The sequence below is a fragment of the Pseudomonas sp. TKO26 genome, assembly GCF_003225665.1.
GTDB lineage: Bacteria > Pseudomonadota > Gammaproteobacteria > Pseudomonadales > Pseudomonadaceae > Aquipseudomonas > Aquipseudomonas saponiphila.
In genome coordinates this window covers 39,509-58,741 of record NZ_QKLN01000003.1, presented here as the reverse complement: position 1 = coordinate 58,741, position 19,233 = coordinate 39,509, and the positions used below count along the sequence as shown (strand labels likewise).

Annotated in this window: 22 protein-coding genes and 1 tRNA gene; 5 read left to right on the top strand and 18 right to left on the bottom strand. The window is 63.8% G+C overall.

The annotated features are described in order from the left end of the window. Positions 1-40: 40 nt before the first annotated feature. The 7 genes from gabD to DNK59_RS05510 form a co-directional block, all read right to left on the bottom strand. Complete coding sequence (gabD, locus tag DNK59_RS05540; protein ID WP_110722531.1) at positions 41-1,483, bottom strand: NADP-dependent succinate-semialdehyde dehydrogenase; 1,443 nt, start codon at positions 1,481-1,483, stop codon at positions 41-43. 377 nt (positions 1,484-1,860) lie between these two features. Next, a complete protein-coding gene (locus DNK59_RS05535) occupies positions 1,861-2,175 on the bottom strand; it encodes a RebB family R body protein (RefSeq protein WP_092318458.1) in 315 nt (104 codons plus the stop codon). A 55-nt stretch (positions 2,176-2,230) separates the two neighbouring features. After that, positions 2,231-2,545 (bottom strand): RebB family R body protein, encoded by a 315-nt coding sequence (locus DNK59_RS05530; protein ID WP_025128569.1) that lies wholly within the window; start codon positions 2,543-2,545, stop codon positions 2,231-2,233. 113 nt (positions 2,546-2,658) lie between these two features. After that, on the bottom strand, positions 2,659-3,189 hold the full coding sequence (locus DNK59_RS05525) for a hypothetical protein (RefSeq protein WP_256596297.1): 531 nt from the start codon (positions 3,187-3,189) through the stop codon (positions 2,659-2,661). A gap of 169 nt (positions 3,190-3,358) precedes the next feature. After that, on the bottom strand, positions 3,359-4,021 hold the full coding sequence (locus DNK59_RS05520; protein ID WP_110722529.1) for a hypothetical protein: 663 nt from the start codon (positions 4,019-4,021) through the stop codon (positions 3,359-3,361). Positions 4,022-4,045: 24 nt separating this feature from the next. Beyond that, the gene (locus DNK59_RS05515) at positions 4,046-4,273 is read right to left on the bottom strand and encodes a RebB family R body protein (RefSeq protein WP_092318452.1); all 228 of its coding nucleotides are present in this window, start codon (positions 4,271-4,273) and stop codon (positions 4,046-4,048) included. Between the two features lie 119 nt (positions 4,274-4,392). Next, positions 4,393-4,935 carry an RNA polymerase sigma factor gene (locus DNK59_RS05510; RefSeq protein WP_110722528.1) on the bottom strand — a complete coding sequence of 181 codons (543 nt, stop codon included), beginning with the start codon at positions 4,933-4,935 and terminating at the stop codon, positions 4,393-4,395. 188 nt (positions 4,936-5,123) lie between these two features. Here DNK59_RS05510 and DNK59_RS05505 point away from each other — a divergent pair. The 3 genes from DNK59_RS05505 to DNK59_RS05495 all read left to right on the top strand — a co-directional run bounded on the left by DNK59_RS05505 (position 5,124) and on the right by DNK59_RS05495 (position 6,667). Continuing rightward, positions 5,124-5,200 (top strand) — tRNA-Arg (locus DNK59_RS05505). Between the two features lie 167 nt (positions 5,201-5,367). Further along, positions 5,368-6,219 (top strand): hypothetical protein, encoded by an 852-nt coding sequence (locus DNK59_RS05500; RefSeq protein WP_110722527.1) that lies wholly within the window; start codon positions 5,368-5,370, stop codon positions 6,217-6,219. Beyond that, a complete protein-coding gene (locus DNK59_RS05495; protein ID WP_110722526.1) occupies positions 6,203-6,667 on the top strand; it encodes a hypothetical protein in 465 nt (154 codons plus the stop codon). Before DNK59_RS05500 ends, DNK59_RS05495 begins: the two co-directional genes overlap by 17 nt. A gap of 18 nt (positions 6,668-6,685) precedes the next feature. On the opposite strand, the gene DNK59_RS05490 is transcribed toward DNK59_RS05495, so the two are convergent. The 7 genes from DNK59_RS05490 to DNK59_RS05460 form a co-directional block, all read right to left on the bottom strand. Next, complete coding sequence (locus DNK59_RS05490; protein ID WP_110722525.1) at positions 6,686-6,874, bottom strand: hypothetical protein; 189 nt, start codon at positions 6,872-6,874, stop codon at positions 6,686-6,688. A 72-nt stretch (positions 6,875-6,946) separates the two neighbouring features. After that, positions 6,947-7,630 carry a hypothetical protein gene (locus DNK59_RS05485; protein ID WP_110722524.1) on the bottom strand — a complete coding sequence of 228 codons (684 nt, stop codon included), beginning with the start codon at positions 7,628-7,630 and terminating at the stop codon, positions 6,947-6,949. Beyond that, positions 7,627-8,208, bottom strand: coding sequence for an RNA polymerase sigma factor (locus DNK59_RS05480; RefSeq protein ID WP_110722523.1), 582 nt, complete (start codon positions 8,206-8,208; stop codon positions 7,627-7,629). Before DNK59_RS05480 ends, DNK59_RS05485 begins: the two co-directional genes overlap by 4 nt. 37 nt (positions 8,209-8,245) lie before the next feature. Beyond that, the gene (locus DNK59_RS05475; protein ID WP_110722522.1) at positions 8,246-10,015 is read right to left on the bottom strand and encodes a VWA domain-containing protein; all 1,770 of its coding nucleotides are present in this window, start codon (positions 10,013-10,015) and stop codon (positions 8,246-8,248) included. An 89-nt stretch (positions 10,016-10,104) separates the two neighbouring features. Further along, a complete protein-coding gene (locus DNK59_RS05470; RefSeq protein WP_060836947.1) occupies positions 10,105-10,665 on the bottom strand; it encodes a YbhB/YbcL family Raf kinase inhibitor-like protein in 561 nt (186 codons plus the stop codon). A gap of 205 nt (positions 10,666-10,870) precedes the next feature. Continuing rightward, entirely contained in the window at positions 10,871-11,134 is a 264-nt protein-coding gene (locus DNK59_RS05465) for a BrnA antitoxin family protein (RefSeq protein ID WP_092318434.1), read from the bottom strand. Further along, a complete protein-coding gene (locus DNK59_RS05460; protein ID WP_092318432.1) occupies positions 11,112-11,390 on the bottom strand; it encodes a BrnT family toxin in 279 nt (92 codons plus the stop codon). Before DNK59_RS05460 ends, DNK59_RS05465 begins: the two co-directional genes overlap by 23 nt. A gap of 420 nt (positions 11,391-11,810) precedes the next feature. Between DNK59_RS05460 and DNK59_RS05455 the strand changes: the two genes are divergently transcribed. Continuing rightward, complete coding sequence (locus DNK59_RS05455; protein ID WP_110722521.1) at positions 11,811-12,080, top strand: hypothetical protein; 270 nt, start codon at positions 11,811-11,813, stop codon at positions 12,078-12,080. A gap of 47 nt (positions 12,081-12,127) precedes the next feature. Then, entirely contained in the window at positions 12,128-12,721 is a 594-nt protein-coding gene (locus tag DNK59_RS05450) for a DUF4291 domain-containing protein (RefSeq protein WP_110722520.1), read from the top strand. An 88-nt stretch (positions 12,722-12,809) separates the two neighbouring features. Here the strand turns inward: DNK59_RS05450 and pgaD are convergent, their stop codons facing one another. The 4 genes from pgaD to pgaA are packed head-to-tail and all read right to left on the bottom strand — an operon-like array spanning position 12,810 to position 19,167. Continuing rightward, positions 12,810-13,316: a poly-beta-1,6-N-acetyl-D-glucosamine biosynthesis protein PgaD gene (gene pgaD, locus DNK59_RS05445; protein WP_110722519.1), complete on the bottom strand. Its 507-nt coding sequence runs from the start codon at positions 13,314-13,316 to the stop codon at positions 12,810-12,812. Next, positions 13,316-14,665, bottom strand: coding sequence for a poly-beta-1,6-N-acetyl-D-glucosamine synthase (pgaC, locus tag DNK59_RS05440; protein ID WP_092318424.1), 1,350 nt, complete (start codon positions 14,663-14,665; stop codon positions 13,316-13,318). Before pgaC ends, pgaD begins: the two co-directional genes overlap by 1 nt. A 3-nt stretch (positions 14,666-14,668) precedes the next feature. Further along, positions 14,669-16,666, bottom strand: a complete 1,998-nt coding sequence (pgaB, locus tag DNK59_RS05435) for a poly-beta-1,6-N-acetyl-D-glucosamine N-deacetylase PgaB (protein ID WP_110722714.1) — start codon at positions 16,664-16,666, stop codon at positions 14,669-14,671. A gap of 14 nt (positions 16,667-16,680) precedes the next feature. Continuing rightward, entirely contained in the window at positions 16,681-19,167 is a 2,487-nt protein-coding gene (gene pgaA, locus DNK59_RS05430) for a poly-beta-1,6 N-acetyl-D-glucosamine export porin PgaA (protein ID WP_110722518.1), read from the bottom strand. Between the last annotated feature and the right edge of the window lie 66 nt (positions 19,168-19,233).

The window sequence follows — 19,233 nt, the reverse complement described above, 5'->3', positions numbered from 1 at the left end:
GGGGGGCAGCGCTCTCGTGCCCCCGGCGCTTGAAACCGGATCAGATACCCAGGCAGAGGTATTTGATTTCCAGGTAATCCTCGATCCCGTACTTGGAACCTTCGCGGCCCAGGCCCGAGGCCTTGATGCCGCCGAATGGCGCCACTTCGTTGGAGATCAGGCCGGTGTTGACCCCGACCATGCCGTATTCCAGGGCCTCGGCCACACGGAACACGCGACCCAGGTCGCGGGCATAGAAGTACGAGGCCAGGCCGAACTCGGTGTCGTTGGACATGGCGATGACTTCGGCTTCGTCCTTGAAGCGGAACAGCGGCGCCAGCGGGCCGAAGGTTTCTTCCTTGGCCACGGCCGCGTCTTTGGGCACGTTGACCAGGATGGTCGGCTCGAAGAAGTTGCCTTCCATGGACTTGCCGCCAGCCAGCAGGGTCGCGCCTTTGTTCAGGGCGTCAGTGATGTGTTCCTGGACCTTGGCCACGGCTTTTTCGTCGATCAGCGGGCCGGTGGTGGTGCCTTCTTCCAGACCGTTGCCGATCTTCAGCTTGGCCACAGCCGCCTTCAATTTCTCGGCGAAGGCGTCGTACACCGAATCCTGAATGTACAGGCGGTTGGCGCAGACGCAGGTCTGACCGTTGTTGCGGTACTTGGAGATGATCGCGCCTTCGACGGCCTTATCCAGGTCGGCGTCGTCGAACACGATGAACGGCGCGTTGCCGCCCAGCTCCAGGGAAACTTTCTTGATGTCCTTGGCGCATTCGGCCATCAGCTGGCGACCGATTTCGGTGGAGCCGGTGAACGACAGCTTGCGCACGATCGGGTTGCTGGTCAGCTCGCCGCCGATGTCGCCGGCGCTGCCGGTGACCACACTGAGCACGCCTTTCGGGATGCCGGCGCGGTGCGCCAGTTCCACCAGGGCCAGGGCCGAGAACGGGGTTTGCGAAGCGGGCTTGATGACCATGGTGCAACCGGCGGCCAGGGCCGGGCCGGCTTTACGGGTGATCATCGCCGCCGGGAAGTTCCACGGAGTGATGGCCGCGGTGACGCCGATCGGCTGCTTGATCACGATCAGGCGCTTGTCCGGCTGGTGGCCGGGGATCACGTCGCCGTAGATGCGCTTGGCTTCTTCGGCGAACCATTCGATGAAGGAGGCGGCGTAGGCGATTTCGCCCTTGGCTTCGGCCAGCGGCTTACCCTGCTCCAGGGTCATCAGGCGACCCAGGTCGTCCTGGTTTTCGATCAGCAATTCATACCAGCGGCGCAGCTTGGTGGCGCGCTCCTTGGCGGTCAGCGCACGCCAGGCCGGCAGGGCCTTGTCGGCGGCTTCGATGGCGCGGCGGGTTTCGGCGGCGCCCATCTTGGGTACGGTACCGAGGATTTCACCGGTAGCGGGGTTGTTGACCTTGATCGTCTGGCCGTTGTCCGCGTCGACCCAAGCTCCATCGATGAAGGCTTGCTGGCGGAACAACTGGGCGTCTTTGAGCTGCATGTCGGCTTCCTTAACAGCACCGCGCATACGCGGGGCGAATTGTGATTGTTGAAAAGGCGCCCTGTGAGGCACGGACCGCGCTGGCGCGTCCGAAAGCCGGGACAAAGCTGCCGTCAGGAAAATCGTTCACTGGGTAAAAGCACGAAAATGTCGCACACAAGGATAGACGTGCGCTTGGGCACCCAGGCAAGAGCGTTTGAAATCTCAAACGAATCCTAGGGTCAACGGGGGTAAAGGACAATAGGCTGTTCGAAAAAAAGAACGTAAAGGCGCCTAGCGGTAAAAAATCCGCTTCAACCTCCCATGCCGCCGGGCAAAAGACAACGCCCCCGCGGTCTGCAGACCGCGGGGGCGTTGGCGTGACGCCTGGGGAAGGATCAGCTGCTGAACGACTTGAGCACCGTCAGCAGGCTGGTGAGGTTGTCGGCCACACCGCCCTGGGCGACTTTCTCGGTAGCCGAGGCACCGGCGGTGGTGTCGACGCTGTAGATCTGCATCACGCCCTGGTTGGTCGCGGCCTGGGCCAGGGTGTTTTGCTGTTGCTGCGCCGACACCGAGTTCTGGAACAGGATGGCCACGGACTGGCCCATGGACTGGTAGACGGTGCCCATGGCCATGGCCGGTGCTTCGGCAACCACCTTGACGTTGGTCTGGGTGACGGCATCGGTGATTTGCGGACTGACTGTGCTCATAAAAACTCCATTTTTTCAGCAGGAAAGTTCAACGGGAAATCTGGCGTTCAGCCACTCAGCCCTGGAAGGACTTGAGCACCGTCAGCAGGCTGGTGAGGTTGTCGGATACGCCGCCCTGGGCAACCTTCTCGGTGGCCGCCGCGCCGGCGGTGGTGTCGACACTGTAGATCTGCATCACGCCCTGGTTGGTCGCGGCCTGGGCCAGGGTATTTTGCTGCTGCTGCGCCGAAACCGAGTTCTGGAACAGGATCGCGGTGGCCTGGGCCATGGATTGGTAGATGGTGCCCATCGCCATGGCCGGCGCTTCGGCGACGACTTTGACGTTGGTCTGGGTGACGGCATCGGTGATTTGTTCGTTTACAAGTGGCATGGCTCAACTTCCTTTGTTAGGCACACGGAGCATTCCGTGTCTTTGAGTGAACGTGGCAGCCGTTTTCCTGTGAACCGTGGGGCCTGGGACTCTCGGCTTATTTCAGGGGGGACTCATTGCCCTGCAGCGGCGAGCACCTGCTTGAGGGTGTCTTCGACTTTCTGCGACAACTCGGCCATGCGCGCCTCGACGGCGGCTTTCACCTCCTGCTGCACCTGGGCGCTGATCATCGCCTTGAGGGCTGGATCGTCGGCAGGGGCCGGGCTGGGGGTGGGGGCGGAAACCGCGCCCCCGGTCTGGCCCGAACTCGGCGCCGCCGGCTCCGAGGTGCCAGTCGGGGCTGAAGTGGAGGCCGCGGCCTGACTCTCGGCCGCCGCCAGTAGCTGACGCAGTACCAACTCGCGCGCCTGGGGATCGGCCCTGCCGACACCGAAACCCGACAACTGCTCGATGATATTGCGCGTGCGCTGTTCATCGGCCTGTATCAGCTCGGCGGCTCGCTGCCGCGCCTGATCAACGCTCTGTTGCGCAGACTTGGACATGTCCAGCGGCTTGTCCTGGACAAACGCCTCCAGTACCTGGCGCTCGACCTGGGTCAACGGACGCTTCAGGTACCTCTCGGCAAAGAGAAGTATCGTCGCCATCGGGGTTTGCTCTTCATTCGCCATTGCTTGCTCCTTTATCGATGAATGGCGTTGAAGGGCTGGCACCGGGTCCGTCGAACTTCAACGCCTGGGGTGAACAGAGCGGCCGGGGAACGCCGGCGCCTTTTGCACGACAGCCCCGGGCGCCTTGCGCGCCCGAGGGGCGCATTCAGGAAGACGACGGTCGATTGGCCAGGGTGGCGCTGTACTTGGCGATGCTGGCGTCGATCTTGTCGATGGCCATGCCCGCTGCGTCGGCTTCCATGGCACCGGCCGCCGCCGCCACGGCGGCAGCGGCGCCCACCATCAGGTCGGTAGCCAGCACACCCAGGGCATCCTCGGCGGCGCCCTTGACGTTCTCTTTGACGATGTTCTCGGTCATCTGCTTGAGCAGTACCGCCTGGGCCGCCAGGGCCAGCTTGCTGACCCCGTCGAAATACCCCGCCGCCGACTGCGCCACCAGGCCGGCGGCCTGGCTGATCATCATGTCGGGAGCGATCGCGATCTGCGCCGGGGCATAACTGAAGGTCTGGGCATTGGTGAACTGCACCGCCTGGACGATCTGACTGTTCAGGGCATCGGTGCTGTCGGTGCTGGGGCTGCCGGCCTGCTTCAGCAACTGCGCGTTCATCGTCTCCATCACCGAAGGTTGCGCGGCGGCGGATGGCGGAGAAGGTGCAGCCTCGGGCGCCGGATCGGTGCCGTTCGACGCGGCCTCACGGGGCGCCGCCCGAGGCTCTGTCGCTTGCTCCCCCGAACTGGGGTCGGCCGCCGCGCTCGCGGTTTCATCGGCCGCGGCCGCGGGTGGGGTTTTCTTCTTGAACCATGCCATGACGATTCTCCCGGGCTGTCAGCCCTACTCGCCGATCGCCATGATCAACGCCACGGCCTTGGACACCACCGCGTTGGAGATCTGGTTCAGCGCTTGCTGGCTGTTGACCGCGTTCTGCAACGACAGGCCCGTCGAATGGCTGGCCACCTGATACAACGAGGCGATGGCCTGGGCCGGGGCTTCGGCCACCACCTTGACGTTGGTCTGGGTCACCGCGTCGGTGATCTGCGAGTTGACCATTGGATCTGGCATACATCTCTCCTTAGATGGAATGGCCCACCGCAGAAGGCGGCGGCACCGGCTACAGCGTCGAAAACAGGCTCACTGAACAAGAACGTCCCGGCGGGCCTGCTGTGAATCCTGTCACGACCTCAACGCAGGGCCTCGCGCAACAATTGCACGTGCTTGCGCGCCAGAGGCTGGTTCATCCCCAGCTCGGCGGCAATGTTCGGGTAGGGCAGATCGTCGACGAACTTCAGTTCAAACAAGCGGCGTTTCTTAACGGGCAATTGCGCCACCCGCCGACTCAGCAGGGCCAGGGTTTCCAGCAGCTCCACCTGCTCCAGCACCGACATCTGCGGGGCCTCCAGCTGCTGCAGCGGGTCGTCCTCGAAATCGGCGAAATCCACGAACAGACGCTGCTCCCGCGCCCGCCGCCGACAGCTGTCGACAAACACATGATCCAGCACCAGGAACAGAAAGCCCTGGGGATCGCGAATCCGCTCCGGCGAACGGCGAAAGAACAGCAGCGCCTTGATCGCCGTGGCCGCCAGCCACTCCTGGGCGCCATCGGCGTTACCCCGCGCCAACTGCCGGGCGCGACGCTGCAACCCGGGCAGCACCGCCTTCCAGCTGGCCTCGAACAGATGATCCGCCAACCGTGTCGGCAGGCCCTCTTGCATCGAACAGTTCATCTCCCGCACCTCCCTGTGCCCCGTGACCGCACGGATATGGCTGCAGGTTGCGCGCAGGTACGAAGACACTGCAGCGGGAAAAACTGCCGCTACGGCCCGGGTTTCCTCGGGTGGCGACGGACAACCGCACGCCAATGAAAACCGGCGTGGACGCCCCGAGTCGACATAGGTATGATGTCGCCCGCACTGCACTCGTAGCTCAGCTGGATAGAGTACTGCCCTCCGAAGGCAGGGGTCGTGGGTTCGAATCCCGCCGAGTGCGCCAGCTTTAGCGAAAAAGCCCCAGGTCTGATGGCCTGGGGCTTTTTTGTTTTCGGGCTTCAAGGTTTCCGGCCGCAGCCATCATCGACAACCGGAACCCGAACGACGCCGGGTGGCTGTCCCGACAAGGCGCAACTTGCTACATTCCACGCCCCCGGACAGGAGGTCCCCATGCTCTGCCATCCGTTGTGCAACCAGCCCTTCGAGCCAGAACTCCGTGATTGGGTCAGCTGTTTCACCGGCTATGACATGCCCCCTGAGCGGGATGCGGAACTGAGCCGCTTCAACCCCAACGACCCCGAAGACCGCGAATACCTGATCCGCCACTACGCGCTGAGGCGCGATTACCCCCAGCAGAATTTCCGTCATCGGCAACGGCTGGTGCAGGTCCTGCAAGCAGCCCTGGACGACCCGGACTACGCTTTCGACAGTGTCTGGGAGCCGGTCGAGGAGGACGACGAATACGATCAATGGCCCAGCGGCTGGCCAGCGGTGATCGACGACAGCCGGGACTTCTTCCAGCGCCTGCTGATCGCGGCCCGGGAGCTATGGCACGAAGATCTGACCCGCGCGCAGTTACCCTCACTGGCAGAGTGCCGGGCGATCCCGGAGCGGGATCGGGGCACCCGCGACTGGCTGTTCAACATCGACAACGCCGAAGCCTGGCGGGCAGTCTTCAATGAAGCGGCCACGCCCTATGACCTCAATACCCAGGGCCCGGTGTTTCAAGGCGAGCAACTGAGCCTGCAGCTGGCCGGCGATCTGGGGCGTCTGTCCGTGCCTTGCACCTGGCCGGCGAGCCAGGCCCCGACCCACTGCCGCTTGCTGCTCAAGGTCCAGGGCATCAGCGAACTGGCGGTCAGCGGTACGCGTTTCGATGGCCGCCTGCGCACCCAGCTCACCCGTCTCAATCCCGGTTATTACCTGCGCCTGGAAATCGGCTTCGACTGCGTGATCGAATGCGTGGCGCTGTCCGTGAGCATCACCGATGTCGAAGGAATACGCGATGAAAAGCAATTTTGAAGTGGCCCTGGAGCGTCAGGAAATGCCCCAGTTCTTTCGCGGCCAGGGCCAGTACCTGACCCGAGACGGCGATTGGGACGAGCACCTGTACTGCATCAACTGGCCGGGGATCTTCGCCTACCTGCGGGACCACGCCGACGGTGCACAACAACTGAGCAGTGCCTTCGAGCTCTACGTCTACAGCGTTGTGGAAACCATCGAGGATTGCTTCGGCCTGCGGGAAAACCTGTTCTGTTACTACTCGACCCGGACCCACTGGGCGCCCGAGAGCATCGATCTGTTGGGGCAATTGCCGGAGCCTTGCCGGCGGCGCATCGTGCAGCGTTTGAGCTGGTATCGCTGGCAGGTGGAAAACCACGCCCGGCTGCTGCCGGAACGAGCCCGGCGCATGACCGCGGATGGTGCCTGCGCCGAGTTCATCGACCTGCCCGCCTTGCCCTACAACTGAATCCGGCAGCCGCCTGGACTATTCATCCTCGGCGGCGTTGGCGTCCTGCTGTGCTTGCTCGGCTTCGTCCTGCGCCTCGGGGTCGGCGCCCTCTTCAGCCTCTTCAAGGCCAAAGTCCTTGCGACTCTCCTTGATGGCCTGACGGATATCCGCGCCCTTGATCGGGCAGTTCAACATTGCCGCTATACGGTCGATGCGGGGTGCCATGACCGGCCTCTCACTTGCTGGAAACTGGGCAGATAGTGCGCGCTTTCCCCGGCGACAGCCAACTCCCGCTCTTTATTGACGACGCAAGGCTTGCAGGCGCGCGTCCAGATCCTCCTGTGGGTACTGTTCATGCAGCTGGAGCAGCAGCTCGGCCGCCTCGCGGCTCTGGCCACCTTCCCACAGGCGCAAGACCGCCTGAAGTTGCTTATCCAGCCGCTTGATGGTCCGCGGCTCGGCCGGGGCCGACATGCGTTGGGCCAACTTGCTCGACTCCGCCCTGGGTTTGGCCACCGCAGCTGGTGCTGCATCGCTTAGCGCTTCCATCTCTGGCGCTGCGGCAAAACTGCCCACAGGGGCCGCCGGAGCGATGGGCGAAGAGGCAGCAGGCTCAGGGGCACTCAAGGCCCCCGCCAGCTCGGCGGAGCGGGGCGCCGCCTGGCGCGCCATGGGCGCAGCAGGCGCTGGAGCGGGGGCGGGGATAAAGGCCTGCTCTTGTGGATAGTGCTCCGGGGAAGGCCGCAGCAAGCCAATGACCAGCGCCACGCCAAACAGGCTGGCAAAGGCCAGTTGATAACGCGGCCGTTGGCAGGCCTGCATCCAGCGCTGCCAGAGGCTCGGCTTGGGCGCAGGGGCTTCGCGGCGCGCGATGGCCAGGATCAGGGCATCCAGATGGGCCGGTGGCTCCTGGGCGCCGTGTTGGCGAATGTGCGCCAGCATCTGCTCTTCAGGGGACGGGGTCTGTCGGGCGTCAGTCATGTGAGTACCTCCTCGGCCAGGAGCCGACGCAATTTTTTCAGCGCATAACGGAAACGGCTTTTCACCGTTTCCAGCGGCGCCTGGGTCAGGCTGGCGATCTCTGGCAGTTCCAGGTCGCCGTGGGCCCGCAGCAGGAACACTTCGCGCTGGTCTTCGGGCAAATCCTGCAAGGCGGCTTCGATACGCTGCTGGTCGCGGCACAGGCTCAGTTGCTGTTCGGGACCTGGAGCCTGGTCGGCTTCGCCGTGCAGTTGTTCGTCGTAACTGTCGTGCAGCGGGTTGCGCTGGCCGTGCTTGCGCCAGTGGTCGATCAGGCGGTTGCGCGCGATCTGATACAGCCAGGTGCGAAAACTGGCCCGGCCCTGGGGCTGGCTGGTGCTGCGGATCAGGCTGAGCCAGGTGTCCTGGTAGACCTCTTCCGCCAGCTCGGCCTTGCCGCACAAGCCCAGCACAAAACCATACAAACCCTGACGATGGCGCTGGTACAGCACCTCGAAAGCCGCTGGATCTCCGGCGCGATAACGCGCCAGCAGCGCTTCATCGCTGCTGGCATCGGTGGACACTTGGGGAGCAGACATGGGACGGATGAACTCCTGTTCACTGCTCGTGAGGGGGCTATTCAAGGCGGCTCTGCAACTGGCTCATGTCCACGGGCTGAGCCTCGGCCTGGGGCGCATTCCCGGCCTGGGCTTTCGGCGCCTGAGTTTGCAGGCTTTGCGCCAGTTCCACCAGTTGTACGAACTCGCCCCGCAGCCCGTAAGGATCGTCGCCCTTGGCGCCGCGGGCCAGCTTGGCGGTGTCGCTCAGGCTGAAGTTGCCGGTGTAGCGGCCGTCCTTGAGTTGCTGGGAAAACGCCGCCACCGCGGCGGCGAAGCGCAGGTCCGGGCTGGCCTCGGCCAGTTTAGCCGGCTGCTGCGCGCTGATCGGCCGTTCGATCAAGCGACTGCTGCCACCTTCCGGCGCCTTGTAGCGCACCCGCAGCATCGCCAGCTCGCCCTGCTTGCCAGTCTGTTGCGGCGCCTTGGCCTGGGTATAACGCAGCGGCTCCAACCAGCCCTTCTCGCCTGCCGGGACGATTTCATAGAGCGCGGTCACCGTATGCCCAGCGCCGATTTCCCCGGCGTCGACCTTGTCGTTGCTGAAGTCTTCACGCTTGAGGGCACGGTTCTCATAACCCAGCAGGCGGTATTCGCTGACCTGGGCCGGGTTGAACTCCACTTGCAGCTTCACGTCCTTGGCCACCACCGCCAGGGTCGAGCTGAGCTGGTCCACCAGCACTTTGCGTGCTTCGCGCAGGTTATCGATGTAGGCGTAATTGCCGTCACCGGCATCGGCCAGTTGCTCCATCAGGTGCTCGTTGTAGTTATCCACACCGAAACCCAGGGTGGTCAGGGAGACACCGCTCTTGCGCTTCTCGGCGGCCATGGCCTTGAGGCTGTCGAAATCGCTGATGCCGACGTTGAAGTCGCCGTCGGTGGCCAGCAGGATGCGGTTGATGCCCTTGTGGATAAAACCCTGCTGGGCCATCTGATAGGCCAGCTGGATGCCCGAGGCGCCGGCCGTGGAGCCGCCGGCGGTGAGCTGGTCGATGGCCGTGCGAATCTTCGCCTTGTCGCGTCCGGAAGTGGGCTCGAGTACCACCCGCGATTCACCGGCGTAGACCACCAGCGACACCCGATCCTGATCCCGCAGTTGATCCACCAGCAGCTTGAGGGTGCTTTTCACCAGGGGCAGGCCTTCGCGGCGGTCCATGGAGCCGGAAACGTCCACCAGAAACACCAGGTTGGCCGGGGCCAGTTCCGCCACCGCGCGGTCCGAAGCCTTGATGCCGATGCGCAGCAAGCGGGTGTGGGGATTCCACGGCGAAGGCGCCAGCTCGGTGGTCACGCCGAAAGGCGAGCCATCGCTGGGCAGGGCGTAATCGTAGGGGAAATAGTTGACCAGCTCCTCCAGGCGCACCGCGCCTTGCGGCGGCAAGCTGCCCTGGTTGAGCAGACGGCGGACATTGGCATAGGCGCCAGTGTCAACGTCGGCGCTGAAGGTCGACACTGGCGCTTCGGCAACGCTGTGGATCGGGTTGTCCGCCAGCTTCTGGTACTGCTCCCGGGGCTCATCGCGGTAACCGGCGATGATCGAATCACGGGCAGCGATGGGCGCCGGCATCGGTGCCGACAACCCCATGGGATGCGCAACGCGCTTGGCCATGGCGGCATCGGCGCGCTGCACCTCGTACTGTATTTCGGGCGCGACCTGCAGCGCGCCCTGGGTCGAAGCCCCGGCGGCGGATTCAGGCTTGGACGACACACCGCAGCCGGCCACCGCCAGCAGCAGACCGGCGGCGAAACCCTGGGCGGCCGGACGAAGAAAATGCAGAGGAAGGGACATGGGGGCTGACCTCGGGAAGAAATGATCCATTCCCCCCTTCAGACGAAGCCCCTTGGCGATTCGGGTTAAGCCCCGGAAAAAAATTTCACTCAGCGCGAATAACGGCGCACCACGCTGCTATTGCGCAACACGTGGCCGTTGATCTTCTCCAGCAACTGGGCGCGGGTCAGCCCGGCGGGCAGCACGTCGGGCGCCAGGTCCAGGGCAAAGATCTGGATGATGTAGTGATGAGCGCTATCGCCCACCGGCGGGCACGGCCCCATGTAGAAAGTGCCGTTGCGACTGTTGAGCCCAGCCAGTCCTTCCAGGGTCGGCTTGGTGCCGGCGCCGGCCGGCAACTGGCGGGTGGTCGGCTTGATCCCGTAATGCACCCAGTGGTCCACGCCCTGGCCCTTGGCGCCGTCCGGATCGTGCATGACGATGGCGTAGCTCAAGGTGCCCTCGGGCCCGGCGGTCCAGCTCAAGGCCGGAGAATTGTTGTGCCCGCCACAGCCCTTGGCATCGCTGGCATTGCCGGTGGTGAACAGCCGGTCATCCGAGACCCCGGGAATGTTCAGGGTAAAACGCTCCTGGGCCTGCACCGGAAACTGCAGACACAGCAGCACGGCACCAGCGGCCAGCCAAGTATTGCGGGAGGCAAAGCGAGACATACGAAAGCACCTTTTTGCGGATGAGATCGGGATGAGCCAAAAGACTATAGCCTGCAGGACAGAGCGCGCCGCTTCGTGCACGGCGCGGGGCAGATTGAGCTTGAGGACAGGGGTAGTTGTAAATGGATATTTCAGACGCTAACCGCAATAGCGGGCACGGTTCACCGCCCGCCAGGAACTGCGCCTGAAATGACACAGCAGGCCCTCAGCCTTGATGGGCCTGCATGTACTGACGCAGCAATTGGTTGATCCGCGTCTGGTAACCCGCGCCCTGGCCCTTGAACCAGGCCAGCACATCCGCGTCCAGGCGAATGGTCACGGCTTTCTTGCCCGGCAGATGCACCTCGGCGCGGCGAAAGAAATCGTCATCCAGCTCGGGGATATCCGAGGTATCGATGTCCTGGTCATCGGTTTTCGCCAGGCGCTCCCAATCCGTTTTCGATCCGTCAGTTTTCGATCCGTTGGACATAGTGTTTAGCCTCCCGTTTAGTGGCTTTGCGCGCCGAAATGATGCGCACCGCATGACCCCGCCGCTCGGTATGGACCACCACGCCCACCAGGGTCCTGATCCAACCGAGGCTGACCCAGCGCTCCTCGCCATAGTCCAGGCGCTCATCGCGCAAGGACAGCACCGGACGCTGGAACATCAACACCGCATCGTTGAAATCGATGCCGTGCTTGAGCAGGTTGGCGTGGTTCTTGGCCTCGTCCCATTCAAAGTACATGAGCATTTCCGTATTTACAAATGTACATACAGACTAGCCGAGCGTTCGCCAAAAGCGCTCTGGGTAAATACCTGGAAATACAGTCGCAGCGGGATGGATGTGTACGGAAAAAGCCTTACAACGTTCTCGGAAAAGACGCCACCACACTTGCCTTGCACCGCTGGAAGCTGGCGGCTTATAGTCCGGCCGTCGCCCCTATGGCGACTCGGGTTTGGCGACCCGACATATAGAGAATGCAAACAACCTGCTTGCAGGTTTTTTTGCGCCCGCATGATTGCTCTATGGCGGTTGTGCGTGGGAGACCTTCGGGTCTGTCGGTTTTCTCTATTGCCGGCTCGCCAACCTGCGCACAACTGCCACCTATTGTTTGGCGACGGTAAGTGGACAGCCGCTCAACTAACGGAATAGAGAGAACTGATCATGAACCGCTACATGCCGATAACCGGCCACGACTGCCTGATTCCTTCCCTGCTGATCGACACCCAGGCGCCCATCGATGTGCTGCACGACGCCGCAGCCTTTCGCATCCGCGCCGCGACCCAACTGCTGGAGCACTTCGCCGCTGACACCCTGCGCAGCGAACCGGTGGTGCTGCAGGAACTGACCCTGGTGTGCAGCATCCTGCTGCGCGATGGCTGTGATCTGCTGGATGTGACATCACGGCGCCTGCAACCGCAGGCCGTACTCTAAACACCCCGGGCGGCTTAGCGGCCGCCCGCTTTTCATAAGGAAATGCCATGCATAAACCCGCAACAGAACTCCCCCAGCGCCAGATCCGCGCGCTCTACGACACCGACACCATCCGCGTCTACCAGGCCTACTCCGACAGCATTGCCGACGCCGCCCTGGCCCACGGCACCTTCGTCTCCCCACCGTTCAAGATGGAGCGCATGACCTGGATAAAGCCGTCTTTCCTCTGGATGATGTACCGCGCCGGCTGGGGCTACAAAGACGCCGGACAGACCCGCATCCTGGCCATCGACATCAGCCGCGAGGGCTTCGAATGGGCCCTGGCCAACGGCTGTTTGAGCCATGCCGACGAGTCCATGAGCAAGGAAGAGTGGTTGCAGTTGAAAGACCAATCGCCGGTGCGCATTCAGTGGGACCCGGAACGGGATCTGTACCTGCGGCCCCAGGAACACCGCGCGATCCAGATCGGCCTGAGCAAGGAGGCCGTGCAGTTGTATGTAAACCAGTGGATCAAGCGCATCACCGATGTCACGCCCCTGGCTCACGAAATTCATCGACTGGTTGAGGATGGGGATTTGGGGAAGGCTTACAGCCGGCTTCCTCAGGAGCGGGAATATCCCATCATGGTCGAGCGGCTCTGACCCTCCGGCAATATTGGGTGATGAGCCGAGCTCTCCAGTGCCGCACCTTCACGATTCTCGCCAGATCAAGTCCAGAACAAGGACCTGCCTACTTCTCCCCCTCCTCCGAATGCAGATGAATCACCCGCGGCGGCCGCTCCACCACCAATGGAGGGTGTTGCTGATCCTCGGGCCGAATACGGTAGAACTGCGTGGCGACATGCATGATGCCCCCCTCTTCATCGTTGTACACAGTGATGACCCCGGGCTGGCGCATCTGGGTGAAAGTTTCATCGCTGAGCTTGAAGCTTTCACTCAAGCGCTTGTCGTCCACCACCGGCGCCGGCAGCCGTGGCGGGTAGTTGCGGTTGCGACGCTGGCGATAGCGGGCCCAGGAAACCAGCAGCAGGGCATTGATTACCGCGACCAGGCCATAGAACTGCAAGGTGGTCAGAGCATCGAGCATGCCCACTTCGATACGCGGCCCCTCATGCTTGTCCAGCAAGGGGATAAGCCCACGGATCAGCAAATACAACAAGCCGACCCAAGCCAGCACGGTGAGGATGATATCCACCACGAGCATGAAGGGCCGTTGACGAGTTCTGATGATTTTCATCAGCGCGCTTCCTCTTCGTCATCAATGGGCTTGATACCCCGGTCCGGGCTCACCCAACGCGCCCGCTTCTGATGCTCGCCAAACAGCACCTTGGGAAAACTCACCAGGGTGGTGAGCAGGCTGATGAACCAGAACACCAACGGATACCAGACCACCCAGAACATGGTTTTCCACAGGTCCTTCTCATAACGCCGGTCGATCAGGATGCTCACCGCGAACTGCACCAGGCACACCATCGCCAGCACCAGGCCGGTAAAGGCCGGCGGCAAAATGGAGTGCACCGCGATGGCCTCGGGCATGACGATGAACTTGCCCAGCACCCAGAAAATCATCGACAGCAAGAACGTGAAGGCCCAGCCGGTGGACAGGCAGTAGTCGAACAGCAGGGTCCACAGGTAGCGGTGGCGCCATTCCCAGATGCCGCGGATGTTCTTGAACAGCACTTCGGCGCCGCCCTGGGCCCAGCGCAGTCGCTGCTTCCACAAGCCGCGCAAGGTTTCCGGCATGAGAATCCAGCACAACGCCCGGGGCTCGTAGAACACGTACCAGTGATCCAGTTGCAGCTTCCAGCTGATGTCGATGTCTTCGGTGATCATGTCCGGGCTCCAGTAGCCCACCCGGTGCAAGGCCGTGCGGCGAAAGGCGACGATCACTCCGGAGACGGTGAAGACTTTGCCGAACACCCGCTGGGTGCGTTTGATCAGGCCGATGATCGAGGAGAATTCGCCTACCTGGACCCGGCCCACCAGGGTCGAGCGGGTGCGGATCCGCGGGTTGCCGGTGACCGCGCCCAGGCGCGGGTTGTCCAGCATCGGCGCCACCAGGTAGGCGGCGGTGTTGGGCGCCAGCAAGGCATCGCCATCGATGCACACCAGGTACTCGCTGCGTGCCGCCACCGCGCCCATGCGCAAGGCCACGGCCTTGCCCTGGTTCTGCGCCAGGTGCAACACCCGCAGGCGCGGGTCCTGGACTGCGATCGCGTCGAGGATCTCGGCGGTGTTGTCCTTGGAACCATCGTTGATGGCGATCACTTCGATGTTCGGGTAGTGCTGGGCCAGGGCCGCGTGGATGGTATCGGTGACGTTGTCCCCTTCGTTGTAGCAGGGGATGAGGATGCTGATCAGCGGCTCACCGGCCAGCGGCGGCGGCAATGTGTCATCGGACCAGGGCCAGTGGCGCTCCCAGTGCAGCCAGAAATACAGGCCGCCGGCGATCCACAGCGCCGACATGAACAGCGGGTAATAGAAGACGAAGTCCATGAGGAACTCGCCGGTCACCAGGAAGATCAGCCCCAGGGGCACCCCGAGGACCAGCGCCAGCACCACCAGGGCGAATATACGATCCATCATGATTCATGGGCTCCATTTGTTGGAGAGCGCGGGCCGCAGGGTTTTCAGGTCCGGTGAGTTCTCGAGGAAGTTGTCCGGGTAGTAACCGAAGTGGGTCGCCCCCTGGCGCTTGAGCCGGCCCATCCAGTCAGCCATCTGCTGGGCCGACAGCTCGCTGGCGGGTTTGTGTCGCCAGTCCCGGGCCTGGAGCTCGAACACCGTGCGCTGCAGGGCACCGGGGCGGGTCCGCACCTGATCCACCAGGGCCTCCAGCCAGGGCCCGGACTGCTTCAGGCTCTGCCCTTCCATCAGTGGCATGGCCATGGGCGCGGTCCAGTCGTAGCTGACCAGGAAGTCGTCGAGGTTCTGGGCGAACCAGGCTTCGCTCTGCGGATTGATGATCGGTTCGGCAAACAGGTTGCGCGCAGTCTGTACCTGGGGCCCGCGGATCGCCCGGACCTTGGTCGTCAGCTCATGGGTGAAATCGATCAGGTAGCGACTCTTGAAACGGCTCCAGCGCTGCAGGGTCGCCGGGTCATTGCGCAGGCCGGCGATGGAATCCGGCAGCCCCTGGGCGGCATAGGCGCGCAAGGCCTCGGGGCTGGCGTCTTCGAAGTCCGAGAGCACGGCATCATCGTGGAACAGGATGCCGTCCACCGAGGTCAGCCGCGCCAGGTCCTGGTACAGGTCGCCGATCAGGCGCCGTACCTGCGGGTCGAAGGGCGAAAGGCGCTGATACTGTTTCGGGTCGATTGTGCTCTGGCCGGTGGCCGGGTCCCAGCGCGTGACACGCGGCAGGTGGGCATCCAGGGCAAAGCTGAGCACCGGCATCCAGGCGTAGACCTTGACGTGGGCCCGGGTGCGCAATTGCCAGGCGACCCGGTCGAACAGGTCGGCGCGCATGGGCAGGTGGCGGTTGGGGAAGTACAGCGACTGCACCAGGCCGTCGCCCTTGGGATCGGCGAACGCCTGGAGGAATATGGTATTGACCCCCAGATCGGCCATGCGCTGGACCAGCTTGCCGAGGTTGATTTCCTGCTGTTTGGGGTCCGGGTCGTAGACATTGTCCAGGTCCACGTGGGCCACGCGCATCGGGGCGCTGGCCTCGGTGCCGACGATGCTGTTGGAGAAGTGCATGCCGTCCGGGTCGGAAACCACCAGGAAGCGCGGGCTGCTCATCAGGTTATCGAGGGTGCCAAGGCCATCGTCCAGGGTCAGGGCCATCTTGAAACCCTGGCTGTCGACCACTTGCAGGGTCGAGCCGTCGGCCGTGCCGTAAGGCCAGACCCAGATCCGCGGGCGATAGCCGGCCACCGCCAGGATCTTGTCCGAGATGCTGGTCACGTCCTGGCGCATCCGCGCCTGGAAATCCGCCTCGCTTTCATAACGACCGGTGGCAGCGTCATAGCGTCGGGTGGCCGCCGCCGGCTGCAGGTTGCCCTGGGGGTTGGCGAGAATGCCCAGGTGGCTGTGGTCGGTATGGGCGGCAATTTCCACCAGCCCGGAACGGGAAATCTCACGCACCTGTGCCCAGGTCAGGAACTGCGAACGGGGCCGCAGGTCACCGGCGAAATCCACCGGCTGGTTGGCCGGGGTGTCGATCCACACGCCCACCGGCGCCAGCACCGCAGGCCAGTGGTAGGCGCGCAGCACCGGCAGCACACGGGTGTAGAAGCTCGAATAGCCATCGTCGAAAGTCAGCAAGATGGCCTTGGCCGGCAGTTCCGGCCCACCTTTGCGCGCCGCCAGGATCTGGTCCACGGTCACCGGCCGGTAGCCGTTCTCCCGCAGCCAGGCCAGTTGCTCGATCATCCGCTCGGTGCGCACCGCCACCACCCGCTGGTCCGGGTCGCGATCCTCGATGTCGTGGTAGGCAATGCCCAGCACGTGGTTTTTCGGCCACGGCGCCTCGCTATGAGGCAAGGGGCGCTGCGCCGGGACGACAAATTCCGCCGCGGGCCGGGAACAGGCGCTGAGAATCAGGACTCCCAGCAGGAAGATGCAACGGTTGATCAGGCGCATCATCACGCTCGTCTCTAGAAACGATAGGTAAGGTCGACCGCCAGACGCAGATCGGTTTCCCGATCGCCGTCGTAGGGCCGGTTGATTACGCTCAAGACCCCAGCGATATCGAACACGTCATTCCAGCTGTAGCGCTGGCCGTAGCTGAGCAGCCCCACCGCTCCGGTGGCGTAGCCGCGTTCGCTGTAAGTCCCGGCGCCGGCCTGGAACTGCTGGCTCCAGGCGGTTTGATAGCGGTGATAGAGCACGTGGTTGACGGTAACCGTGGGCAGCACGCTGAGATCCGCCTCGGGGTTGTAATAGGGGGTGTCTTTCAGGGTGTTGTGGCTGGCGCCCACTTCCAGGCCAAGGTCGACCTGCACCTTGGGTGAGCGGTAGACCCCTTCACGGCCAGTGAGCAGCGCCTCGAAACGGTTGTTGCCGTCGCTGAAATGCGACGGGCTGAGGGACAGTTTCCATTCCCGGCTTTCATTGGCCCGCCAGCGCAGGAAGGCGCTGCCGCCATTGGCGCTGATGTCACTGTTCAGCGCCCGCAGCGGGGTGTTGGCCGATAAATAGTCGAGGCTGCCGCCGTATTGCCAGTGATCGTCGATGTCGCGGGCCAGGGACACCCGGGCACCGGTCTTGTCGCCGTAGCCGTAGGAGTGGTTGGAGACTTCGGCTTCCAGGGTCATGTCGCGGGTGCGCCGCTCCACCCCCAGGACCTGCCAGCGGTGGTGGCCGATGCCTTCGGGGAAATCGCCCATGGCGTAGCCAAGCCCGCCGAACAGGCGCCAGTCCTCGGCAATGGGCGGTGTGTAGAGCCGGCTTTCGATACCGAAATCCCGACTTCCGGCCACTGCGCCGGCACCGCTGCTGCCGCCGCCATAGCTCTTGCCGCCGTAGGTCGAGACGCGTAACTCGGCCATGTCATGCACTTCGCGCTCACGGGCCAGGCGCTGCACCTGACGGCTTTCCGGGAAGCGCTCAAGCACATCGTCGGTCAAGGCATCCAGTTGCCGCCATTCCTGCAGATCCAGGGCAGTGTGCGCCTGGGACACTTCCAGGCTGACATCGCGGGGCGCCACGCTTTCGGTTTCCTTGAGCAGGCTTTCCGACCGCCGCGGCCAGTCGCGTACCCGGTACAGGTCGGCCTGGGCCAGGCGCACGCTGATATTGCCGGGCGCCTGCGCGGCCAGGTCCTCCAGGCGTTGCTCGGTGCCCGGCAGGTCGGCCCCCGAAGCGCCGGCAGCACCGGCCTGGGCCGCCAGCAATTGGGCATCGACCCAATCGTCATTGGGGTCGCCGACGATTTGCCCGGTGAGTTGAATCCGCCGCGGCGTGCTGTCGGCCAAGTCATTGGCGAGCTTCAACGCCTCTTCCGGCCGTTCGCTCTCCAACAGCGCGTAGTACAGGGCGGTGGTGTCTTCCAGACGGTACGCGGCATCGCCATCCGGGGCCGACAGTACGCGCCGATACAGATCCGCGGCCATTTCCGGCTGGCGCTGGTCGAGGTAGGAAGCCGCCACCCAGCGCAGGGCATAGGGAGGAATGGCCGCACCGGCAGCGGTGAGTTGCTCATATTCGCTGATCACCTCTGCGGTACGCGCCCGGGACTTGAGCGCCCCCAGCCGGTCGATGCGCCAGCGGGTCAACTCGTCTTGGGCCTTGGGGTCCTGGCCCCAGGCCGCGAACAGGGCGTCGTAGTCGGCCAGGGCGCGGTCGGCCACCACGAACCGTTCCTTTTCGCCACGGCTGGCCAGCTCCGACAAACGCACCCGTTCGGCCGCAAGATCAGCCTGGATCCGCCGCTGGATGACCGGATCGATCAACCCGGGATGCTGCTGGGCCAGGCGCAGGGCCGGTTCTGGCAAGCGCGCCCGTTGCAGGGCGTAGATGTATTCACGCAGGACCTCGGGCTTGTCGCCGGCGCGAACAAAGGCCTGGTCGTACTCGGCCAGGGCTTCGTAGGGCTGATTGGCCCGGGTCAGTGCATAGCCCAGCGCCAGGCGCCGCGACGGATCATCGGGCTTGGCCGCCACCAACGCCCGGGCCTGGGCCACCGCCTGGGCCGGCAGACCGGCATCGGCCTGGGTCAGGGCCAGGCCCAGTTGCAGGTCGGCATTCTGCGGCTCGCGCTCCAGGGCCAGGCGATAAAGCCGGGTGGCATTGTCAAACTGCTTGAGGTTGCGATAGGCCCGGGCCGTGGCCGTCAGCGCCTGCAACGGCAGCACGCGATTGCGCCCCTGGGTTTCATAGACCTTCACCACTTCGGCATCGAGCCCGGCCCAGCTGGCGATCTGCAAGTGATCACTGACCAGCCCATTGTTCAAGGCACTGTCTGGCACCTGCCGCAGATGGTCGAGTGCCGGGGCATAACTGCCGGCCCGAGCCTGGATGATCAACTGGTCATAGGCCGCATCGGCCCAGGCCCCACCGGACCAGAGCAGTTGGCCGCACAACGCCAGACCAAACAGCGGGCGCAGATTACAACGGCGAGCGGGATGAGCAGTACGTGGCATTTCGTCAGCATCCTTACATAGCAAGCCAAAGCTCTGCCCGGACCCTCGCCCTTGTAGACGTCAGGT